This is a genomic window from Cystobacter fuscus DSM 2262, from assembly GCF_000335475.2.
Classification (GTDB): domain Bacteria; phylum Myxococcota; class Myxococcia; order Myxococcales; family Myxococcaceae; genus Cystobacter; species Cystobacter fuscus.
The window spans coordinates 224,497-243,183 of the sequence record NZ_ANAH02000006.1; the positions used below are offsets into that span (position 1 = coordinate 224,497).

General features: G+C 70.1%; 17 protein-coding genes. 7 read left to right on the top strand and 10 right to left on the bottom strand.

What is annotated here, in order from left to right:
* Positions 1 to 6: 6 nt before the first annotated feature.
* From murG to D187_RS11270, 10 genes are read right to left on the bottom strand one after another with little or no spacing between them, the layout of a single operon-like run.
* The gene (gene murG, locus D187_RS11225; protein ID WP_002626928.1) at positions 7 to 1,212 is read right to left on the bottom strand and encodes an undecaprenyldiphospho-muramoylpentapeptide beta-N-acetylglucosaminyltransferase; all 1,206 of its coding nucleotides are present in this window, start codon (positions 1,210 to 1,212) and stop codon (positions 7 to 9) included.
* A complete protein-coding gene (gene ftsW / locus D187_RS11230; RefSeq protein ID WP_002626927.1) occupies positions 1,209 to 2,384 on the bottom strand; it encodes a putative lipid II flippase FtsW in 1,176 nt (391 codons plus the stop codon). Before ftsW ends, murG begins: the two co-directional genes overlap by 4 nt.
* Positions 2,385 to 2,388: 4 nt before the next feature.
* The gene (gene murD / locus D187_RS11235) at positions 2,389 to 3,765 is read right to left on the bottom strand and encodes a UDP-N-acetylmuramoyl-L-alanine--D-glutamate ligase (RefSeq protein ID WP_002626926.1); all 1,377 of its coding nucleotides are present in this window, start codon (positions 3,763 to 3,765) and stop codon (positions 2,389 to 2,391) included.
* 21 nt (positions 3,766 to 3,786) lie between these two features.
* Positions 3,787 to 4,968 (bottom strand): phospho-N-acetylmuramoyl-pentapeptide-transferase, encoded by a 1,182-nt coding sequence (mraY, locus tag D187_RS11240; RefSeq protein WP_002626925.1) that lies wholly within the window; start codon positions 4,966 to 4,968, stop codon positions 3,787 to 3,789.
* Between the two features lies 1 nt (position 4,969).
* Positions 4,970 to 6,367 carry a UDP-N-acetylmuramoyl-tripeptide--D-alanyl-D-alanine ligase gene (locus D187_RS11245; RefSeq protein WP_002626924.1) on the bottom strand — a complete coding sequence of 466 codons (1,398 nt, stop codon included), beginning with the start codon at positions 6,365 to 6,367 and terminating at the stop codon, positions 4,970 to 4,972.
* 29 nt (positions 6,368 to 6,396) lie between these two features.
* Positions 6,397 to 7,917, bottom strand: a complete 1,521-nt coding sequence (locus D187_RS11250; RefSeq protein ID WP_002626923.1) for a UDP-N-acetylmuramoyl-L-alanyl-D-glutamate--2,6-diaminopimelate ligase — start codon at positions 7,915 to 7,917, stop codon at positions 6,397 to 6,399.
* 55 nt (positions 7,918 to 7,972) lie between these two features.
* A complete protein-coding gene (locus tag D187_RS11255; protein ID WP_002626922.1) occupies positions 7,973 to 9,979 on the bottom strand; it encodes a penicillin-binding protein in 2,007 nt (668 codons plus the stop codon).
* 14 nt (positions 9,980 to 9,993) lie between these two features.
* On the bottom strand, positions 9,994 to 10,395 hold the full coding sequence (gene ftsL, locus D187_RS11260) for a cell division protein FtsL (RefSeq protein WP_002626921.1): 402 nt from the start codon (positions 10,393 to 10,395) through the stop codon (positions 9,994 to 9,996).
* A complete protein-coding gene (rsmH, locus tag D187_RS11265) occupies positions 10,392 to 11,300 on the bottom strand; it encodes a 16S rRNA (cytosine(1402)-N(4))-methyltransferase RsmH (RefSeq protein WP_002626920.1) in 909 nt (302 codons plus the stop codon). The genes ftsL and rsmH overlap by 4 nt, the downstream gene beginning before the upstream one ends.
* 7 nt (positions 11,301 to 11,307) lie before the next feature.
* Complete coding sequence (locus tag D187_RS11270) at positions 11,308 to 11,685, bottom strand: STAS domain-containing protein (RefSeq protein WP_002626919.1); 378 nt, start codon at positions 11,683 to 11,685, stop codon at positions 11,308 to 11,310.
* A gap of 392 nt (positions 11,686 to 12,077) precedes the next feature.
* Between D187_RS11270 and D187_RS11275 the strand changes: the two genes are divergently transcribed.
* The 7 genes from D187_RS11275 to D187_RS11305 all read left to right on the top strand — a co-directional run bounded on the left by D187_RS11275 (position 12,078) and on the right by D187_RS11305 (position 18,594).
* Positions 12,078 to 12,692: a hypothetical protein gene (locus tag D187_RS11275; protein WP_002626917.1), complete on the top strand. Its 615-nt coding sequence runs from the start codon at positions 12,078 to 12,080 to the stop codon at positions 12,690 to 12,692.
* 85 nt (positions 12,693 to 12,777) lie between these two features.
* The gene (locus D187_RS11280; protein WP_002626916.1) at positions 12,778 to 13,500 is read left to right on the top strand and encodes a PilZ domain-containing protein; all 723 of its coding nucleotides are present in this window, start codon (positions 12,778 to 12,780) and stop codon (positions 13,498 to 13,500) included.
* Between the two features lie 114 nt (positions 13,501 to 13,614).
* Positions 13,615 to 13,974: a hypothetical protein gene (locus D187_RS11285; protein WP_002626915.1), complete on the top strand. Its 360-nt coding sequence runs from the start codon at positions 13,615 to 13,617 to the stop codon at positions 13,972 to 13,974.
* Between the two features lie 255 nt (positions 13,975 to 14,229).
* Complete coding sequence (locus D187_RS11290; RefSeq protein WP_002626914.1) at positions 14,230 to 15,270, top strand: CarD family transcriptional regulator; 1,041 nt, start codon at positions 14,230 to 14,232, stop codon at positions 15,268 to 15,270.
* 42 nt (positions 15,271 to 15,312) lie between these two features.
* Entirely contained in the window at positions 15,313 to 15,825 is a 513-nt protein-coding gene (locus tag D187_RS11295; protein WP_002626913.1) for a zinc metalloprotease, read from the top strand.
* Positions 15,812 to 16,765, top strand: a complete 954-nt coding sequence (locus D187_RS11300; protein ID WP_002626912.1) for a hypothetical protein — start codon at positions 15,812 to 15,814, stop codon at positions 16,763 to 16,765. Before D187_RS11295 ends, D187_RS11300 begins: the two co-directional genes overlap by 14 nt.
* On the top strand, positions 16,762 to 18,594 hold the full coding sequence (locus tag D187_RS11305; protein ID WP_002626911.1) for an ArnT family glycosyltransferase: 1,833 nt from the start codon (positions 16,762 to 16,764) through the stop codon (positions 18,592 to 18,594). Before D187_RS11300 ends, D187_RS11305 begins: the two co-directional genes overlap by 4 nt.
* Positions 18,595 to 18,687: the final 93 nt, after the last annotated feature.

An 18,687-nucleotide genomic window follows, 5' to 3' on the forward strand; every position in this document is an offset into this window, starting at 1 on the left:
GTCTCCTCAGACCTGTTTTTCGTTGCTACCCGACGATGAATTCCCCCCCTCCGGCTTCGGCTTCTTACTACCACCCGGCTTCTTCGCACGGGGATCCTCTCCGCGAGCCTCGGCGCGCCCGTCGGGACCGTACTTCTTCACCATCAGGTCCACGAGCACGTCCGCCAGCTCCTTGGCGGCCTCGGGGCGGCCCAGCAGCCCGGCCTTCTTCTCCATCTGGCGCAGCCGCTCCGGCTCGTTCTTGAGGCGGCGGATCTCCGAGGCCAGCTTCTCCCCGGTGAGCTCCGACTCCCGGTACATGAGGGCGGCGCCCGAGGCCACCAGCGCCTGGGCATTGACTTCCTGGTGGTTGTCGGTGGCGAAGGGAAAGGGGATGAGGATGCTGGCCTTCTTGGCCACCATGAGCTCGGCCAGCGTGGTGGCGCCCGCCCGGCAGACGACGAGCGAGGCGCGGGCATAAGCGCTCGACATGTCGTCGATGAACTCCACCACCTCGGCGTCGAAGCCCTTGGCCGCGTAGCCCTGGCGCACCGTCTCCAGGTCGTTCTTGCCCGTCTGGTGGACGATGTGCAGGTGGCCCTTCAAGTCGCCCAGGTAATCCAGCGCGTCGATCATGCGCTGATTGATGCCGCGGGCGCCGAGGCTGCCGCCGAAGACGAGCAGCGCGAAGGTCTCGTGGGCCACGTGCGCGAGCAGGAAGTTGTCCATCAGCTTGCGGCGGATGGGGTTGCCCACGAGTTGCACCTTGCCCGCGGGGAAGAAGGCGCTCGCGCCCTCGAAGGCGGTGAAGACGACGCGCACGACCTTGCCGAGCAGCTTGTTGGTGAGCCCCGGCAGCGCGTTCTGCTCCTGCACCGCGGTGGGGATGCCGAGCAGGGCCGCCGCGAGCACCACCGGCCCGCTGGAGTAGCCGCCCACGCCCACCACCACGTCCGGCTTGTGGCGCTGGAGAATGCGAAAGGACTCGATGAAGGACATGGGCAGGGCGAACAGGCCCTTGAAGAGTCCCACCAGGCCCTTGCCCTTGAGGCCGCGCGCCTGGATGGTCTCCAGGGGGTAGCCCTCGCGGGGAACGACCCGGGCCTCCAGGCCGCGCGTGGTCCCGACGAACACCACCTGGTTGGCGTGGTGCCGAGTCACCACCTCCTCGGCCAGGGCGATGCCCGGGTAGAGATGGCCTCCCGTGCCGCCTCCCGCGATGAGCACCTTCACGCCGCCACCTCCCTCAAGTCACCGCTGGAGCGCAGGGGACGGCCGCCGCCGCCGGGCTGCGCGCTCGCGCTGAGGGACAGCAATACACCGGCGCCCCCCATCAACACCACCAGGGACGAGCCTCCATAGGAGACGAAGGGGAGTGTCAGACCCTTGGTCGGCAGCAAGCCCATGGCCACGCACATGTTCACCGCGGCCTGCACGGCGATGATGGAGGTGAGACCCAGACCCAGGTAGGTGCCGAACGCCTCCGGGGCCGCGAGGCTCGCGCGGATGCCCCGCCAGATGATGATGGCGTACAGCGCCACCAGCACCCCTACCCCCACCAGGCCCAGCTCCTCGCCGATGATGGCGAAGATGAAGTCGGTGTGGGCCTCGGGCAGGAAGAAGAGCTTCTGCCGCCCGTCGCCCAGCCCCAGGCCCGTGAGGCCCCCCGAGCCGATGGACATGAGCGACTCGGCCACCTGGTAGCCGATGTCGTGCCGGTGGGCCCAGGGGTCCAGGAACGCCAGCACGCGCTTCATGCGGTAGGGGCTGGTGGCGATGGCCGCGTAGGCCAGGGGCAGCGCCAGGAGCACCGAGCCCACCAGGTAGCTGAGCTTCGTCCCCGCGGCGAACAGCAGCGCGAACAGCAGGAACACCAACAACACGGAGCTACCGAAGTCCGGCTGCAACATACAAAGGCCCACCAGCAGGCCGCACAACAGCAGGTGGGGGAGGAAGCCCACGGAGAAGGTGGCCACCTTCTCGCGCTTCTTCGCCAGCGAGTAGGAGAGGTAGACGACCCAGGCGAACTTGGCCACCTCGGCCGGCTGGAGGCTGAAGCCCGGCAGGCGGATCCACCGCCGCGCCCCGCCCACCGTGGTGCCGATGCCCGGGATGAGCACCAGCACCAGCAACACCAGCGTCACCAACAGCAGCGGGTAGGCGAGCCGCGCCAGCCGGCGCCAGCCCACCTTCATGCCCACCGCCATGGCCACCACCCCGATGCCCGCCGCCAGCAGGTGGCGGTGGAGGAAGTAGAGGCTGTCTCCCAGCTTGTCCTGCGCCATGACGGCGCTCGCCGAGTACACCATCACCAGGCCGAGCGAGACGAGCGACAGCACGGCACACAAGAGCAACGCGTCGAACCGCACGGGGGCGGTGGACGACACGGCGGCGGTGGCCTTCATGGGCTCAGAGTTCCTCTACCAGGCGTTTGAAGGTGTCGCCCCGGTGCTCGAAGTTCTGGAACTGATCGTACGACGCACATGCGGGTGACAAAAGAACCGTGTCGCCCGCAACCGCCAGTTCCCTGGCCCGGCGGACGGCTTGAGCCAGCGTCCCACAGGCATGGACAGTGGCCGCGCCCTCGTACGCCCGGGCGAGCAGCTCCGCGTCCTGACCGATGGTGAGCACCATCTTCACCTTGCCGCGGCCCTCCTCCACCATGGGGGCGTAGGGGGCGCCCTTGCCCTTGCCGCCCGCGATGAGGAGCACGTCCCGGCTGAAGGCCCGCAGGGCCACCAGCACCGAGTCCACGTTGGTGGCCTTGGAGTCGTTCACCCACTCCACGCCTCCGAGCACGCGCACGCTCTCCAGGCGGTGGGGAAGCCCGGGGTAGCTGTCCAGCCCGGCCTGCACACCCTCGTGGGACACGCCGGCCAGCCGCGCCAGCAGCGCCGCCGCCATGGCGTTCTGCGCGTTGTGGCCCCCGCGCAGCGCGCGGTTGGTGAGGGTGAAGGACTCGTCCGCCTCCCCCACTCCCGTGAAGCCGAAGCCCCCGGGACGCGCCACCGCCAGGCCCGCGAGCACGGGCGCGGACACCACGGGACGCCCCGTGAGGCTGAAGCCGTAGACGGGCACCCGCGCGGCCTCGGCCAGCCGCATCACGTCCGCGTCGTCCGCGTTCACCACGGCGAAGTCGCCAGCCGCCTGGTTCTTGAAGATGCGCGCCTTGGCCGCGCCGTAGGCCGCGTGGTCCGCGTACCGGTCGAGGTGGTCCGGCGTGAGGTTGAGGATGGCGGAGCCCTTGGGCCGCAGGGTGTCGATGCCCTCGAGCTGGAAGCTGGACAGCTCCACCACCAGCGCGTCCCAGTCACCGGGGGACAGGGCGGCCTCGCTCAGCGGACGCCCGAGGTTGCCGCCCACGAAGGTACGCCGGCCGCCGCGCGCGAAGAGCTCTCCGGTGAGCGCCGTGGTGGTGCTCTTGCCGTTGGTGCCGGTGATGCCGAGCAGCGGCACGTGCGCGAGAAAGCGCGAGGCCAGCTCGACCTCGCCCCACACGGGCACTCCGGCGGCGCGCACCGACTGGAGCTCCGGCAGGGCCAGGGGCACGCCCGGGCTCACCACCACCAGCCGCTGCGCTTCGAGCAGGCCCGGCGGCGGGGGGCTCGTGACGAGCGTGACGCCCTGGGCCTCGAGCTCGCGCGCCGTGTCTCCCAGCGCCTGCGCGCCGCGCGCATCCAGCGCCGTCACCCGCGCGCCCGCCCGCGTCAACAACCGGATGGCGGCCAGCCCACTCTTGGCCAGCCCGTACACGACTACCTTCGCGTCCTTCAGGTCGGGCGTCATGCGCGCCACTCCCTCCACGGCCTAACGCAACTTGATGGACAACAGGGCCACGCCACTACAGAGGATGGCGACGATCCAGAAGCGCACGATGATCTTCGGCTCGGCCATGCCCTTGAGCTCGAAGTGGTGGTGCACGGGCGCCATCTTGAAGACGCGCTTGCCGGTGAGCTTGAAGGACGTCACCTGGATCATCACGCTGAGGATCTCCGCGAAGAAGACCCCGTGGATGATGGCGGAGACGACCTCGTTCTTCGACAGCATCGCCAGGCCGCCGAGCGCGCCGCCCAGCGCGAGCGAGCCGATGTCGCCCATGAAGACGGAGGCCGGGTAGGCGTTGAACCAGAGGAAGGAGATGCCCGCGCCCACGATGCTGGCGCAGAAGACGGACAGCTCCGCGCCGCCGGGCACCTCGGGCACGCCGAGGTAGCGCCACAGGGGGACGGCCACCAGCCGCGCCACGCCGTCCACCGTCTCCACGTTGGACAGGCGGATGGAGGAGCCCGCCACGTAGCAGAGCACCGCGAAGGCGCTGGCCGCGATGATGGTGGGCATGATGGCCAGGCCGTCCAGGCCGTCGGTGATGTTGACGGCGTTGGAGGTGCCCACCACCACCACCCAGGCGAACACCACGTAGAACCAGCCGAAGTCCGGGTTGAAGCGGTGCGTGGGCACGAAGGGCAGCGTGAGCTTCGTGTCCAGCAGCAGCGTGGGCCCGGAGAAGGAGCCGTCCGGCCCCGTCCACGAGCACATGAGGCCGAAGACGGCGATGAGGTAGAACACCGTCTGCAACACCATCTTGTAGCGGCCCGCGAGCCCCTTGGAGTTGCGCTTGGACAGCTTGAGCCAGTCGTCCAGGAAGCCGATGAAGCCGTAGCCGAGCGTGAGCACCAGCGCCGCCCACACCGCGTGGCTGCGCAGGTCCGCGAAGACGAAGGTGCCCACCGCGATGCACAAGAGGATGAGCGCGCCGCCCATGGTGGGCGTGCCCTTCTTCTTCTGGTGCGTGTCCGGCGTGTCCTCGCGCACGTTGCTCTGCCCGTGCTGCTTGAGCCGCAGCGCGGCGATGAGCCGGGGGCCCACGAACATGCCCAGCAGCAGCGAGGCCACCCCCGCCGCGACGATGCGGAAGGTGGGGTAGCGCAGGAAGTTGAGCAGCCGCCCCACTTCCGTGTCCTTGAGCCACTCGTAGAGAAGAATCAGCACTTCAGTGGCCTCCCGCCGTCACGGAAGCACCCGTGAGACCCGCCACCACGCGCTCCAAGCGCATGCCCCGGCTCGCCTTGACCAGCACCACGTCTCCTGACTTGAGCCTCGGCTGGAGCCAGGCCAACAGGGGCTCCACCTCGGTGAAATGCGCCGCGCGCTCCCCCAGGCCCGCCGCCGCCAGGCCCTGGCTCGAGCGCGGTCCGAAGAACGCCACCAGCTCGGCCTTGCCGCCCACGAGCGCGCCCAGGCGCGTGTGCTCCTCGCCCTCGCCCGGCCCCAGCTCCAACATGTCGCCGAGCACCGCCACCGCCCGTCCACCCGGCGCCACCAGCGAGCGCAGCGTGTCCAGCGCGGCCGCCATGGACGCGGGGTTGGCGTTGTAGCAATCGTCCACCACGGTGATGCCGTGGGGCGCGTCCACCACGTTGAGCCGGCGCGCGTAGGGTCGCGCGGACTCCAGCCCCTTCACGCACTCCTCGGGCGAGTAGCCCAGCGCCACCGCCAGCGCGAAGGCACCCGTGGCGTTGAGCGCGTTGTGCTCGCCCACGAACCCCAGCCGCACCGGCCAGTCCCGACCCATGTGGCGCACCGTCAGCGTCAACCCCTCGCGGCCGCGCGACGCCACCGCCACCAGCCGCACCTGCGCGTCCGCGTGCCGGCCGAACGTGAGTTGCTTCGCCTGGCCACGCGCCGCCTGGGCGGGGATGAGCGCGTCGTCCAGGTTCACCACGGCGACCGCGGTGGGCGGCAGCTCGCGGAACATCTCGCCCTCCGCCTCGGCCACTCCCTCGAGGCTGCCCAGCCCCTCGAGGTGCTCGGGCTGCACCACGGTGAGGAGGGCCGCGTCGGGCCGGGCCACGCGCGTCAGCCGCGTCATCTCGCCCGGCTGGTTCATCCCCAGCTCCACCACGGCCGCCACGTGCTCGGGCAGAAGCCGCAGAAGAGTCAGGGGCACACCAATCTCGTTGTTGAGGTTGCCCTCCGTCTTCAGCGCGGGGCCGCGCGTGGACAGGATGGCGCCCACCATCTCCTTGGTGGTCGTCTTCCCGTTGGAGCCCCCCACGGCCCCCACGGGAATCCGGAAGCGCTCGCGGTGCGCGCGCCCCAGGGCACCGAGCGCCGCCAGCGTGTCCTCCACCTCGTACAGGACGAAGCCCTCGGGAAGCGCGGGCAGCGTGCGGCCCCGCTTCACCACCGCCCCAGCCGCGCCCGCCTGGGCCGCCTGGGCGAGGAAGTCATGCGCATCGAAGCGCTCACCCTGGAGCGCCACGAAGAGACACCCGGGCGTGAGGGCCCGAGTGTCGGTGCAGACGGCCTGGAAGTCAGCCGCCGGCCCGCCGCGGCGGGTGGCACCGGCCACCCGCACCACCTGCTCATCCGAGAATCGTACGGCCATAAGGGGAGGCTCTCTTGAACGGCGCTCCGTCAGGTGCGGATGGCCAGCGCCCGTGCCGCCACTTCGCGGTCATCGAAGGCGCGCTTCTCCGTGCCGATGATCTGGTACGTCTCGTGCCCCTTGCCGGCGATGAGGACCACGTCGTCCTCCTTGGCGAGGGAGATGGCCGTCTCGATGGCCGTCTTGCGATCGGCCTCCACGAGGTAGCCCTTCTCACCGCTCTTGGCCTTGCCCGCGGAGATGCGGCGCAGGCCGCCCTTCTCCAGGCCCGGGGTCACCTGGGCGATGATGTCGTCCGGGTTCTCGTTGCGCGGGTTGTCGCTCGTCACCACGGACAGGTCCGCGCCCTCGGCCGCGGCGGTGCCCATGAGCGGACGCTTGCCCTCGTCGCGCTCGCCCCCGCAGCCGAACACCGCGATGACGCGGCCCTTGGCCATGGAGCGTGCCGCCTCCAGCGCGCGCTTGAGCGCGTCATCCGTGTGCGCGTAGTCCACCAGCACCGCGGGCGCTCCGGCCTGCGGACCGTGGTTCTCCACGCGCTCCATGCGGCCGGGCACGGCCCCCATGCGCTCGATGCCCAGCTGCACGTCCTTGCGCCGCGCGAAGCCCGCGCCGAGCGCCAAGCCCGCCGCCGCGAGGATGTTCTCCAGGTTGTGCGCGCCGAGCAGCCGGCTCTTCACCGGGATGTCGCCCGCGGGCGTCTTGAGCACGCCCTTGATGCCCTGGAGCGTGAAGGACACGTCCGCGGAGGAGATCTCCCCGTTGCCCTGGCGGCTGAACTTCCACGCCATGCGCTTCTGGCCGCGCAGCTCGTTGTAGATGCGCGTGGCATAGGTGTCGTCGCCGTTGACCACCGCCACGCCGCCCTGGGACAGGTTCTCCAGGAAGAGCTTGCGCTTGGCCTGGAAGTACTCCTCCAGGTCCTTGTGGTAGTCGAGGTGATCTCGCGTGAGGTTGGTGAAGGCGGCGGCCTTGAAGGTCAGGCCGTGCACACGCTCCTGGATGAGGGCGTGGCTGGACACCTCCATCACCACCGTCTCGACGCCCGCGTCCGCCATCTGGCGGAGGATGCGGTGCAGCTCCAGCGGCTCCGGCGTGGTGTTGGCGGTGGCGTGGAACTGGCCGCCGACCTTGTAGCCGAGCGTGCCGATGACACCGGTGGACGAGTAGGCCGCGGTGGCCATGGCCTCCAGGAGGAAGGTCGTCGTCGTCTTGCCGTTGGTGCCCGTGACGGCCAGCAGGGTGAGCTGGTCGGCGGGACGGCCATAGAAGTTGGCCGCGATGAGCGCCAGGGCCTTCCGGGCGTTGGACACCTTGAAGTAGGGCACCTGCGAGGACAGGGGCTTTTCCGATACCACCGCCACCGCCCCCCGGGAGACCGCCTCGCCCACGTACTGGGCGCCGTCCTCCTTCGCACCCGGCACCGCGACGAACAGATCGCCCGGCTTCACCTTGCGCGAGTCCTGCGACACCCCCGTCACGTCGACCGGGGTCCGGCCGCCCGAGGTCTGCTCGGCACCACACCCTGCGAGGACATCCGTCAGCTTCATCTTTTCCCCTTCACAAATACTGCAAGCGCGACGGCTGGGTTCCGGGAGCGCGGCCTCATTGCCGCGTCGCCAATTCCAGCGTCACCCGCGCACCCTTCTCCACCAGCGAACCGGCGGCGGGAGTCTGCGCTACCACGCGTCCACTACCTGACAATTGCGGCTCCAGGGCCGCGGAGAGCAGCTTCGTCACCGCCTCGCGTCCTGCCTGACCCATGACATCCGGAACGCGGACGGAGCCTGGCTCCACGTTCTCGGTGACAACCTCTTCCACCACGGGCCCCTCTGGCACCTCCCTCGCGGCGGGGGGCTGGGCGACCGCCACCGGCAGGGCGGTGGACGGCAGCGGTACCTCGCGCGAGGGCGGCACGGCCAGGTGGGCCATGGCGGCGGTAGCGATTTCCTTGAATGCGGGAGCGGCCACGTTTCCCCCGTACACGTCTGTTTTCGGCTCGTCCACAACCACGAGGATGACGACGCGCGGATTTTCGGCAGGCAACATGCCGACGAAGGAAGCAAGCCGTTTGTCCGAGTACCCGCCGGCCACGGGGTCCACCTTCTGGGCGGTGCCCGTCTTGCCTGCTACCCGGTAATCTTCCATGGCGGCCTTGGGGGCGGTGCCTCCCTTGACCACTACGCTCTCGAGCATGGAGACGACCTGGCGGGCCGTCTGCGGTGACACGATGCGGCGCACCTCGGTGGGACGGTTCTCCAGGAGGACGACCCCGTCCGGGTCCACCACCCTGGACACCAGGTAGGGGCGCATGAGCACCCCCCCATGGGCCAGCGCGCTCCAGGCGGCAATCATCTGCACCGCCGTGGCGGACATGCCCTGGCCGAAGGACTGCGTGGCCAGGGACACCTCGGCCTTGGGAAAGGGGATGGAGCCCCGGCCCTCTCCGGGCAGGGCCAGGCCCGTGCGCTCGCCGAAGCCGAAGTCCTTGAAGCTCTTCACCAGGCGCTCGCGGCCGAGCAACTGGGCGATCTTCGCCGAGCAGATGTTGGAGGACACCTGGAGCACCCGCTGGGGCGTCAGCCAGGCGTATTCGTGGGTGTCGTGGATGGTGTGCCGGCCCACGCGCCAGGAGCCGTTCTCGCAGAAGAAGGTGTCATCGGGCTTGATGACCTTCTGCTCCAGCGCGCTCGCGACGACGAAGGCCTTCATCGTCGAGCCGGGCTCGAAGGTGTCGAGCGCGGCGCGGTTGCGCATGCTCGAGCGCGCCTCGCGCTGGGGGGCGTTGGGGTTGAAGCGCGGCTCGTTGGCCATGGCGAGGATCTCCCCCGTCGCCGGATCCATCACCAGGGCCATGCCCGCCACGGCCTGGGCCTCGGCCACCGCGCGCGTCAGGGCCTTCTCGGCCACGTATTGCAGGTGGCGATCCAGGGTGAGCGTGACGGAGGCACCCTGGCGCTCCAGGGTGTCCGGCGCCCCGGAGACCAGCAGCTTGCGTCCCTTGGCGTCCCGGAAGCCCGACAGGCGCGAGTTCTGTCCGGACAGCTCGTTCTCGAACGCCAGCTCCAGGCCATCCAGGCCGTGGCCATCCAGCCCCACCACGCCCACCACGTGCGCGCCCAGCTCCTTCTGGGGGTAGAAGCGCTTGGGCTCCTTGGTGAAGCCGAAACCCGGCAGCCCCAGGGCCTTGACCGCCTCCACCTCCCGGGGCGTCACCTGACGCTTCACCCAGGCGAAGCGCCGGCCCCGCGTCAGCCGCCCGAGCACGTCCTCGGTGTCCAGCTTGAGCGCCTTGGCCAGGGCGCGCGCGGCCTGCTTCACGTCCGGCAACATCGAGGGGTCCACCCAGATGGAGTCCACCTCCACGCTCTGGGCGAACGGCGTGCCACGCCGATCGAAGATGTCCCCACGCCGGGCGGGGATCTCGATCTGCCGCACGTACTGGTCCTGGGCGAGACCGCGCAGCTTGTCGCGCTCGACCACCTGCAGGAACACGGCACGGCCGAAGGCGGCCAGCAACAGGGTCACGAAGAAGGAGGCCAGCAGCTTCACGCGCAGCCGCATCCACTTCGTATTGGACTCTGGAACCCGTGCCGACTTGAAGTCCTTCACGACGAGCCCCCCCTCTAGTGAGACACGGCCACGCGTACGCCCCGCGCGTCGCGAGCTTCCACCCGGACGGGACGCTTGCCACCACCCGTTGCCGGCAGGGCCATGACGAGCGGACCGGCGGGCATGGACATACCGAGCTTCTCGCGCGCCAGCTTCTCCAGGCGCGCCGGATTCTTGAGCGTGGCCAGCTCCAGCTTCAGCCGATCGTTCTCCCGCGTGAGCGCGCGCTCCTCGGCCTCCGCCCGGGACAGCCGGTAGCCCATGTCCACCACCAGCACGCGGCTCGTCACGTGGAGGATGCCCACGCCCGCGAACAGCGCGAAGAGCAACACCGCGGGCAACAGGTGCAGGAGCACCCTGCCCACCGACGCACCATTGGGACCGACTCGGGACACGGACGACTGGCTGCGGATCATCGAATCTTCTCCACCACGCGCAGGTGCGCGCTGCGGGCACGGGGGTTGGCGGCGATCTCCTCGTCCGAGGGCGCGATCGCCTTGCGCGTCACCAGGGCGAAGTCCCCCTGGCCACCACAGACGCACACCGGGAGCCCGGGAGGGCACTTGCAGCCCCCCACCATGTCCCGGAAGGTCTCCTTCACCTTGCGATCCTCGAGCGAGTGGAACGCGATGACGGCGGCGCGGCCCCCCACCTTGAGCAGACGGGGCAGCGCGGCGAGCAGCGACTCGAGCGACTCCAGCTCCTCGTTGACCGCCATGCGCAGCGCCTGGAAGGTGCGGGTGGCCACGTGGATCTTCTGCGGCCAGGCCTTGCGCGGCACGGCGCGCTTGACGACCTCGGCCGCCTCCAGGGTGCGCGTGGGCAGCGCGCGCTTGAGTTCGCGGGCGATGGGCCGGGCGAAGGACTCCTCGCCGTACTCGCGCAGCACGCGCACGAGCACCGCCTCGTCCTCGTCGGCGATGAACTCGGCGGCGGTGCGGCCCGTGTCGCCCATGCGCATGTCCAGCGGCCCATCCTTCTGGAAGGAGAAGCCGCGCTCGGCCACGTCGAGCTGGGGCGAGGACACGCCCAGGTCCACCAGCACGCCGTCCACCGGCAGCACGTCCGCGGCCACCCGGAGCAGCTCGCCGAAGTTGCCCTGGCGCGCCTCGAAGCCCGGCAGCCCCGCGAGCCGGGAGCGCGCGGCCTCGAGCGCCACGGGATCCCGATCCACGCCGAGCACGGTGGAGCCCCGCGCGAGCAGCTCGCGCGAATGCCCTCCCCCACCCAGCGTGCCGTCGATGATCACCCTGCCCGCTCCCGGTTGGAGGACGTCCACCGCCTCCTTCAAGAGAACGGTCTGGTGCCCGAAGTCAGCCAAGGGACGCCTAGACGAACGGAGCCCGCGCGAGCGCGAAGGCGGCCCGGGCGTCGTTCATGTGCGGATAGAATTCGAAGCGGTCGTGCGCGCCGGCGGCCCGGAAGATGGCGGACAGGTAGGGCGACAGGCCCGACAGCTTGATGTCCCCACCGGCCTTGCGGAACGACTCGGCGCGCGCGATGAGCGGCTTGACGCCGCGGTAGTCCAGGTGGCTCACCTCACTGAAGTCGAGCACGGCGTTGCGCAGGCCGCGCTGCATGCGGCCGCCAAGCTCGTCACACAACCGGGCGAGGTCCTTCTCCAGCAGCTCCCCCTCGAGCATGAGCGTCTCCACCCGGCCACTGGAGACCGCGCGGATGCCCTGTGCTTCGGCTACCTGGTTCATGTCGCCACCTTCCCGGCTTTCCCGCCTCACGTCGAAATTTCAACCCGCCCGCGTGCGTGGCCCCTCGGACACACGCATCCCATCCGGTGACCCGCACCGGTCCACCCACACCCGTCCTGGTCCAACCCCCGCGGGGGCCCGCCAATGAATGCGCCACCCCAGACGGCCTCGCGAGTCGAGCGCGGGCACGCCTGTTGTCCACGGGCGGCGGAAAATACGCGCGGCCTCCTACCCGGTCAAGAAATGCAACAGGCGTATACAGGTCCGTGTCGCATTGACTCCAATGTCAATCTTCTGGCATGACGCGCCGCGCGAGCACCACGAAGGACTGCTCGAGCCTCGCGTCCTGGCCGGGGGGTGAGGCACATCGCTCGAAAGCGAAAGGTGTACACATGACGCGCATGATTCGCCTGTTGGCTGTTTCCGCCGTGGCCCTGGGTCTCACCGCTTGTGGAGGGGGAGCGAAGCTCGGGGGTGACAAGGAAGGAGCGGCCCAGGCCGCGTTCCAGGCCTCGCAGCCCGCGGGCCGTGGCCACACCAAGAGCGGGCAGGCCCTGATCGATCAGGCCCTGGCCAGCGGGGCCGTCAGCATCACTCTCTCCGCCGATTGCGCCGAGAGCGGCAAGGTCCACCTGACCCTGGACGCGGGGGCTGCCCCCAAGCTGGGCACGTTCAGCTACGTCGTCCGCTACGACGCCTGCAGCGAGGACGGGGAGAACGAGTACACCGGTGAGGTGACGACCACGGTGGTCGCCGGGTTCGATCTCGACGGGAATATCAAGATCGGCGGGTTCTACATCGCCATGAAGGGCAAGCTCACCATCGAGGGGGAGATCTCCGACTTCATCGAGACCGATGTCCGCCTGGGCATGGAAATCGCCGCCACCTCGAAGCGCTCGGGCAGCGTGCAGCTCGTCGTCGACGGCACCATCAAGACCTCGACGGGCAGCTTCACCTACTCCAAGGAAGTCCTCGTGACGGCCGCGGGCCGCCTGCCCAGGGCCTGATCGTCCGTCTGCTTCACGGGGTTGCCAGGAGCCGGGCCGGCCAGTTTGGAGGCCCGGCTCTTCTTTTGCCGTATGATTGGGCGCCATGAGCCAGAGCGTGACGAAGCGGGCCCTCGGCGAGGTTCGCCTCAAGGTGGCCTACAAGAGACCCGAGGCCCTGCTGAGTGAGTACACCCGCAGCATCGGCCGAGGGGGAGTGACCCTGCAGACGCAGAAGAGCGTCCCGGTGGGTACGCGCTTCGTCTTCGAGATGTACAACCCCGGAGTGGCCACGCCCGTGGAAGTGATGGGCGAGGTGGTGCGCGTCACGCCGCAGGCCAACGGCCGCCACGTGCTCACCATCAAGTACGACCCGGGACAGGACCGCGGGGGCCTGGATGCCGTGCTCCAGCGCGTCTTCGATCTCCAGGAGTCGGAGAAGCTGCGCCGCTACGCACGCATTCCGCTGAACGTGCCAGCCCTGGAGGAGGCCACGCCCTTCGCCCCGCCCTTCTTCGTGAGGGACCTGTCGCGCGGAGGCGTGGGCCTGGAAGTGGAGGCGCCCGAGCTGCCCTCCTCGGTGAAGGTGGGCATGCCCTTCCTCTTGGAGATGGAGCTGACGCTGGGCACGCTCATGCTGCACGGCGAGGTGGCGTGGACGTCCGCGGGGGGCCCCGAGGTCCTGCCCACCTTCGGTGTCAACTTCAACACCTTGAGCCCGGACACGGTGGAGCGCCTGGAGAAGCTGCTCTCGCTCGAGTCCATGCCGCCCCCGCCCTGGCGCGCCCGCATCTGCTTCGGAATGGACGCCGTCATGCGCGTGCCCTGAGAGCCGTTGTGCCCCCGGGGCAGCCGGGGTATGGCGCGAGTCCTCGGGAGGGCCAGGAGACGGGCGCTCCCATTCTCGCCCGGGCTCGCGCCCGGACACGTGGAGGACCTGACCATGAAGCTGCGATGGAACGTGCTGGGAGCGGTCGTGCTGGGGCTGGGGCTCGCGGGCTGTGGCGTGACGGTGGGCGCGGCGTGCACCTCGGACGAGGAGTGCGGGGACATGGGCTTCTGCATCACCACCGCCAACACCCCGGGCGGCTACTGCTCCGAGTCCTGCTTCCCCGGCAAGGATGACACCTGCCCCTCGGGGAGCACCTGCGTGAGCACGGGCGCCCGCGCGGACGTCTCGGCCTGTTTCATCAAGTGCACGACGAACGCGGATTGCCGCACCGGCTACCAGTGCATCAGCAACTTCCGCGGCAGCGCCTTCCCCGTCTGTGCCGCACCGGACGCTCCGACGCCGGGAACCTGAGGCCTCGCCGTCCCCCTGCTTCGTTCAAAATCGTGAAGTTCCTGGCGCCCCGCGTCGTGAACACGGGGCGCCCCGCTCCTTCGGCGGCTCCCCCTGGGGCGGGGACCCCCGACCCGCAAGTCCTCCCGATGAGGAGAAGACCCGCCCGGCCGGGTGCCTGGACGTTCGGGAGTCAGAAGTCTCCGTCGGTAAGTCGTGGCATCCGGGAAGGGTTATGCTACGAGCGCCGCTTCTCTCCTACTTGATGAGGGGGACATGCCAGAAGGCTCCGCGTCACTCCAGCTCGCGGTTGGCGACCGGGTGGTCTACCCCAACCAGGGTGTCTGCCGCGTCTCGGCCATCGATGTGAAGGAGGTAGCCGGGCAGAAGCTCACCTTCGTCACCATGCGCCGGGAAGAAGATGGGGCCGTGGTCATGGTCCCCCAGGCCAAGGTGGTGTCCATCGGTGTGCGCAAGGTGGCGGGCGCCGATGACGTCACCCAGGTCATCGACTTCCTGCGCTCCGACAGCGACAAGGCCGACCTGGATTGGAAGCAGCGCGCCCGGACCAACCTGGACCGCATGACGCAAGGCGGTCTGCTGGGTCTGGCCGAGGTGGTCAAGGGCCTCCAGGTGCTCAGCGAGCTGCGCCCACTGCCCACCAAGGAGCGGGAGCTGTACGACAACGCCCGCCACCTGCTCGTGTCCGAGCTGGCCGCCGCGCTCGACATCCCCGAGTGCAACGCCGAGGACGCCATCGACGTCGTCCTCTTCCCGCCCGGCCGCGAGCGCCCCAAGCGCACCGCCGCCGAGTTCAAGGTCCGCGGCGAGGGCGACGACGATCTCGGCCTGGATGCGGACCTGCTCGGGCTGGACGGCGACCTGGACCTGCCTCCGGACGAGGAGGAGGCACCCCCCGAGGAGGAGGAGTCCTCCGAGGAGGCCGGGGACGAGGCGGAGGGCGAGGGCGACGAGGACGAGTCCAAGCCCCGCAAGAAGGCCGCGGCTGGCGAGGGCGCCGATGCGGCGCCCAAGAAGCGTGGCCGCCCGCCCAAGCCCAAGCCCGAGGGGGCCGAGGCCGCCGATGCGGCGCCCAAGAAGCGTGGCCGCCCGCCCAAGCCCAAGCCCGAGGGGGCCGAGGCCGCCGCCGCCGCCGCGCCCAAGAAGCGTGGCCGTCCGCCCAAGCCCAAGCCCGAGGGGGCCGAGGCCGCCGCCGCGCCCAAGAAGCGCGGCCGTCCGCCCAAGGCGAAGCCTTCCGAGTCCGAGGAGGTCGAGCCGGACAATGATCTCGATGAGGACATCGAGGCCGATGAGTGACGTCCCCCGGGACCACGCGTCCCGTTTCCGAGGTGACTTCCCGTGATTCGCGTCGTGACGCTGGACTCCTTCGACGAAAAGCAGATCGCGAAGCTCTGCCAGACGCTCTACACGGCGTTTGGCGTGGGCAGCGAGCACTCCGACCAGAAGGAGGTGCCCGCGGGCATGTCCGAGCCGCTGGACGCGGAGAAGCTCATCACGGAGCTCAAGGGCGTGCGCGCCTACGAGGATGACAAGGTGCTCTTCATCACCTCGCGCAAGCTGAAGGAGCGCGAGGTGCCGGGCGGCAAGGCCCCCACCACGGGCTTCGCCGTGTACAACAAGAACCGCGCCATCATCTCCACCCACGGCTACAAGGACTTCGAGGCGTCCTTCAAGCCCATCGCCCGCAACGCGCTCCAGCAGATCGGCCACCTGTGGGGCCTGCACCACTGCCTGGATCCGCGCTGCTCGATGTACCCGCCCTGGACGCCCTCGTTCGGCGCGGGCGAGGCGTCCTTCTGCACCTTCTGTCGCGACAAGAGCGAGCAGAAACTCCGCCTTGCGAAGTCCTAGGCCCTTCCCCCGCGCGCTCCTCCTGCTCGAGCTGGGGGGCCTGGTTCTCGTCGCGCTCGCCTGCCTCGTCTTCCAGCTCCGGCTCCCCGGCCGCCTCCCCTCCGAAGGGGACTACCGCGCGGTGGCGGACTGGCTGCGCGCCGAGGCCCGTCCGGGCGACGCCGTCCTCCTCTTCCCCTGGTGGACGGAGAGGGCCCGGCTCTATCTGCCCGAGCAGGTGCCCATTCACGGCTACCTCGGCTCGGATCAGGGGGACTTCCTCGCGCACCCACGCCTCTGGGTCCTCGGACAGCCGGAACTGCCGCGCGCCGCGGTCTCCGCCTTCCGGGACGCGTTCCTCCCGGGACGCACCGCCGTGGGCCCCCCGCGCCGGGCCGGGCCCCTGGAGCTGACGCTGTACGAGAACGGACGCCACCGCCCCACGCGCTTCGTGGCCTCCGAGGCCCAGGCGCGCGCCCGCGTCTACCTCGAGTCGCCGGACGGCACGCGGCAGGACTGCCCCTTCGACGGCCGCGCGCACCGCTGTCCGGGCCCGCCCCACCTGTACGTGGCCACCGAGTGGCACGAAATCCGTTACGAGCCCCGGCGCTGCCTGTGGATGCACGCGCCGGGCGGGCCGCGGCGGCTCGTCGCGGAGTTCGACGACGTGCCCGCGGACACGCAGTGGCGGCTGGAGGCGGGCATCGTCGGCGAGTTCGCCTTCCACCACGAGCCCCGCCTGAGCACCTCGCACCTGGGCGTGGAGGACGCGGCCAGCGGCGAGTCGCTGTTGACGCTCTCGCTGCCTCCCGGACGCGAGGGGGTGCTGCGCGTGGCGCGAGCCATTCCCCCCGGACGCGCCCGCACGGTGAAGCTCTGGGTCCAGGCGGACAACGCGGAGACGCGCCAGGTGTGCCTCGACCTGCTCGCCCTCGCCGAGGGCACTCCGGAGGGGAAATGACGCGGGGACGCGCCGCGACGCGAGAGGAGCGCTGGCTGGCGCTGGCGCTGTGGGTGCTGGCCTTCGCGGCGCTGTGGGCGAGCGAGGCCGCGGTGGGCTTCACGCGCGACGAGAGCTTCTACTTCCACGCGGCGGAGGCCTACTCGCGCTGGTTCCAGCAACTGCTCCACGCGCCCTCCCAGGCGCTGACGGATGCCGCCATCGTGCGCGCCTGGGACTACAACCACGAGCACCCGGCGTTGATGAAGACGCTCTTCGGGCTGTCGCACCTGCTCTTCCACGACACGCTCGGGTGGCTGCGCTCGGCGACGGCCTTCCGTCTGCCCGCCTTCGCCCTGGCGGCGCTGGTGCCCGCCCTCACCTTCCTCCTGGGCAGCGCGGTGTTCAGCCGCGCCGCGGGCCTCTTCGCCGCGCTCTCCTTCCTGCTCGTGCCCCGCCAGTACTTCAACGCGGAGCTCGCCTGCTTCGACATGCCCATCGCGGCCATGTGGCTGCTGGTGGTCTACGCCTTCTGGCGCGCGCTCGAGGACCGTGACTGGGGCGTGCTGTGCGGCGTCTTCTTCGGCCTCGCGGTGTGCACCAAGCACAACGCCCTCTTCCTGCCCTTCTGCCTCGCGCCCTTCGCCCTGTGGCGCGCGTGGCGCACCAGCGAGGGCCACCCCGCCGCGCGCCTCGGCATGCAACGCGTGCTCCTGCTGTTCGCCGCGGTGGCGGGGCTCTACGCGCTGCTCGTGTTGAGCCTCGGGCCCGAGGGCTTCCAGCGGAAGTTCTTCCTGCTCAGCCCCCACACCCTGCTCTTCGTCGTGCTGGCCGTGGGCTCGCTGGGGATGCTGCACTTCCTCAACGAGGAGCACCCCGCCACCGCGCTCGCCCTGTTGCCCCTGGCCACCATGGCCGTGTTCGGCCCGGTCATCTTCTACCTGCACTGGCCCTACCTCTGGCACGCGCCGGTGGACCGGACGGCCTGGTACCTCGTCTTCCACGCCACCCACAACCACTACGCCTGGTTCTACCTGGGCACGCTCATGCGCGAGCCCCCCTTCCCCTGGGACTACGTGGTGGTGAAGACGGCGCTCACCGTGCCCACCAGCCTCTTCGTCCCCATGGTGACGGGCCTGGGCGTGCTCGCCGCCCGGGGGCTCTTCGGCCTCTTCGCGCGCACGCGCGAGTGGGTGCGCCCTCTGTCCCTCGCCGAGGTGCTCGTGGGGGTGAATGCCCTCGCCTCCATCCTCATCATCAGCCCGCCCAACGTGCCGCACTTCGGCGGCGTGAAGCACTGGCTACCCTCGATGCCCTTCCTCGGCCTGCTCGCGGGAGTGGCGGTGGCGCGCGGCTGCGAGGCGCTCACCGGCTGGCTGCGCGAGCGCTGGCCCCGGGTGCCCCTCGCGGCGGTGGCGGCCCCCGTCTTCACGCTGTTGATGCTGCCCGCGCTCCTCGCGCTCGTGCGCGTGTTCCCCTACGGCACGAGCTACTACTCGGAGCTCGCCGGAGGCGTGCCGGGCGCGGCCTCGCTGGGCATGCAGCGCCAGTTCTGGTCGAGCAACGTGACGGCGGTGCTGCCGTGGATCAACGCCCACGCGCCCCGCGACGGGCGCGTCTTCCTGCACGAAGTGACGGGCTTCGCCTTCCAGGACTACCAGCGCGAGGGGCTGCTGCGCGCGGACCTGCGCCCCGCGGGCATCGGGGACTCGGACGTCGCGGCGTACCAGTACCACCAGGAGTTCCGCGAGCACGAGTTCGCCCTCTGGCAGGCCTACGGCACGCGCACACCCGCCACCGGGCTCTACCTGGACGAGACCCCTCAAATCATCGTCTACCAACGGCCCTGAGCCCCCCCCCGGGGACAGGCAGGATCGAGTCATGACGCACCGGGTCTGTTCAGGCTCGGACGGCGAGTGGCATCGAGGAGCGCATCCGCGCAA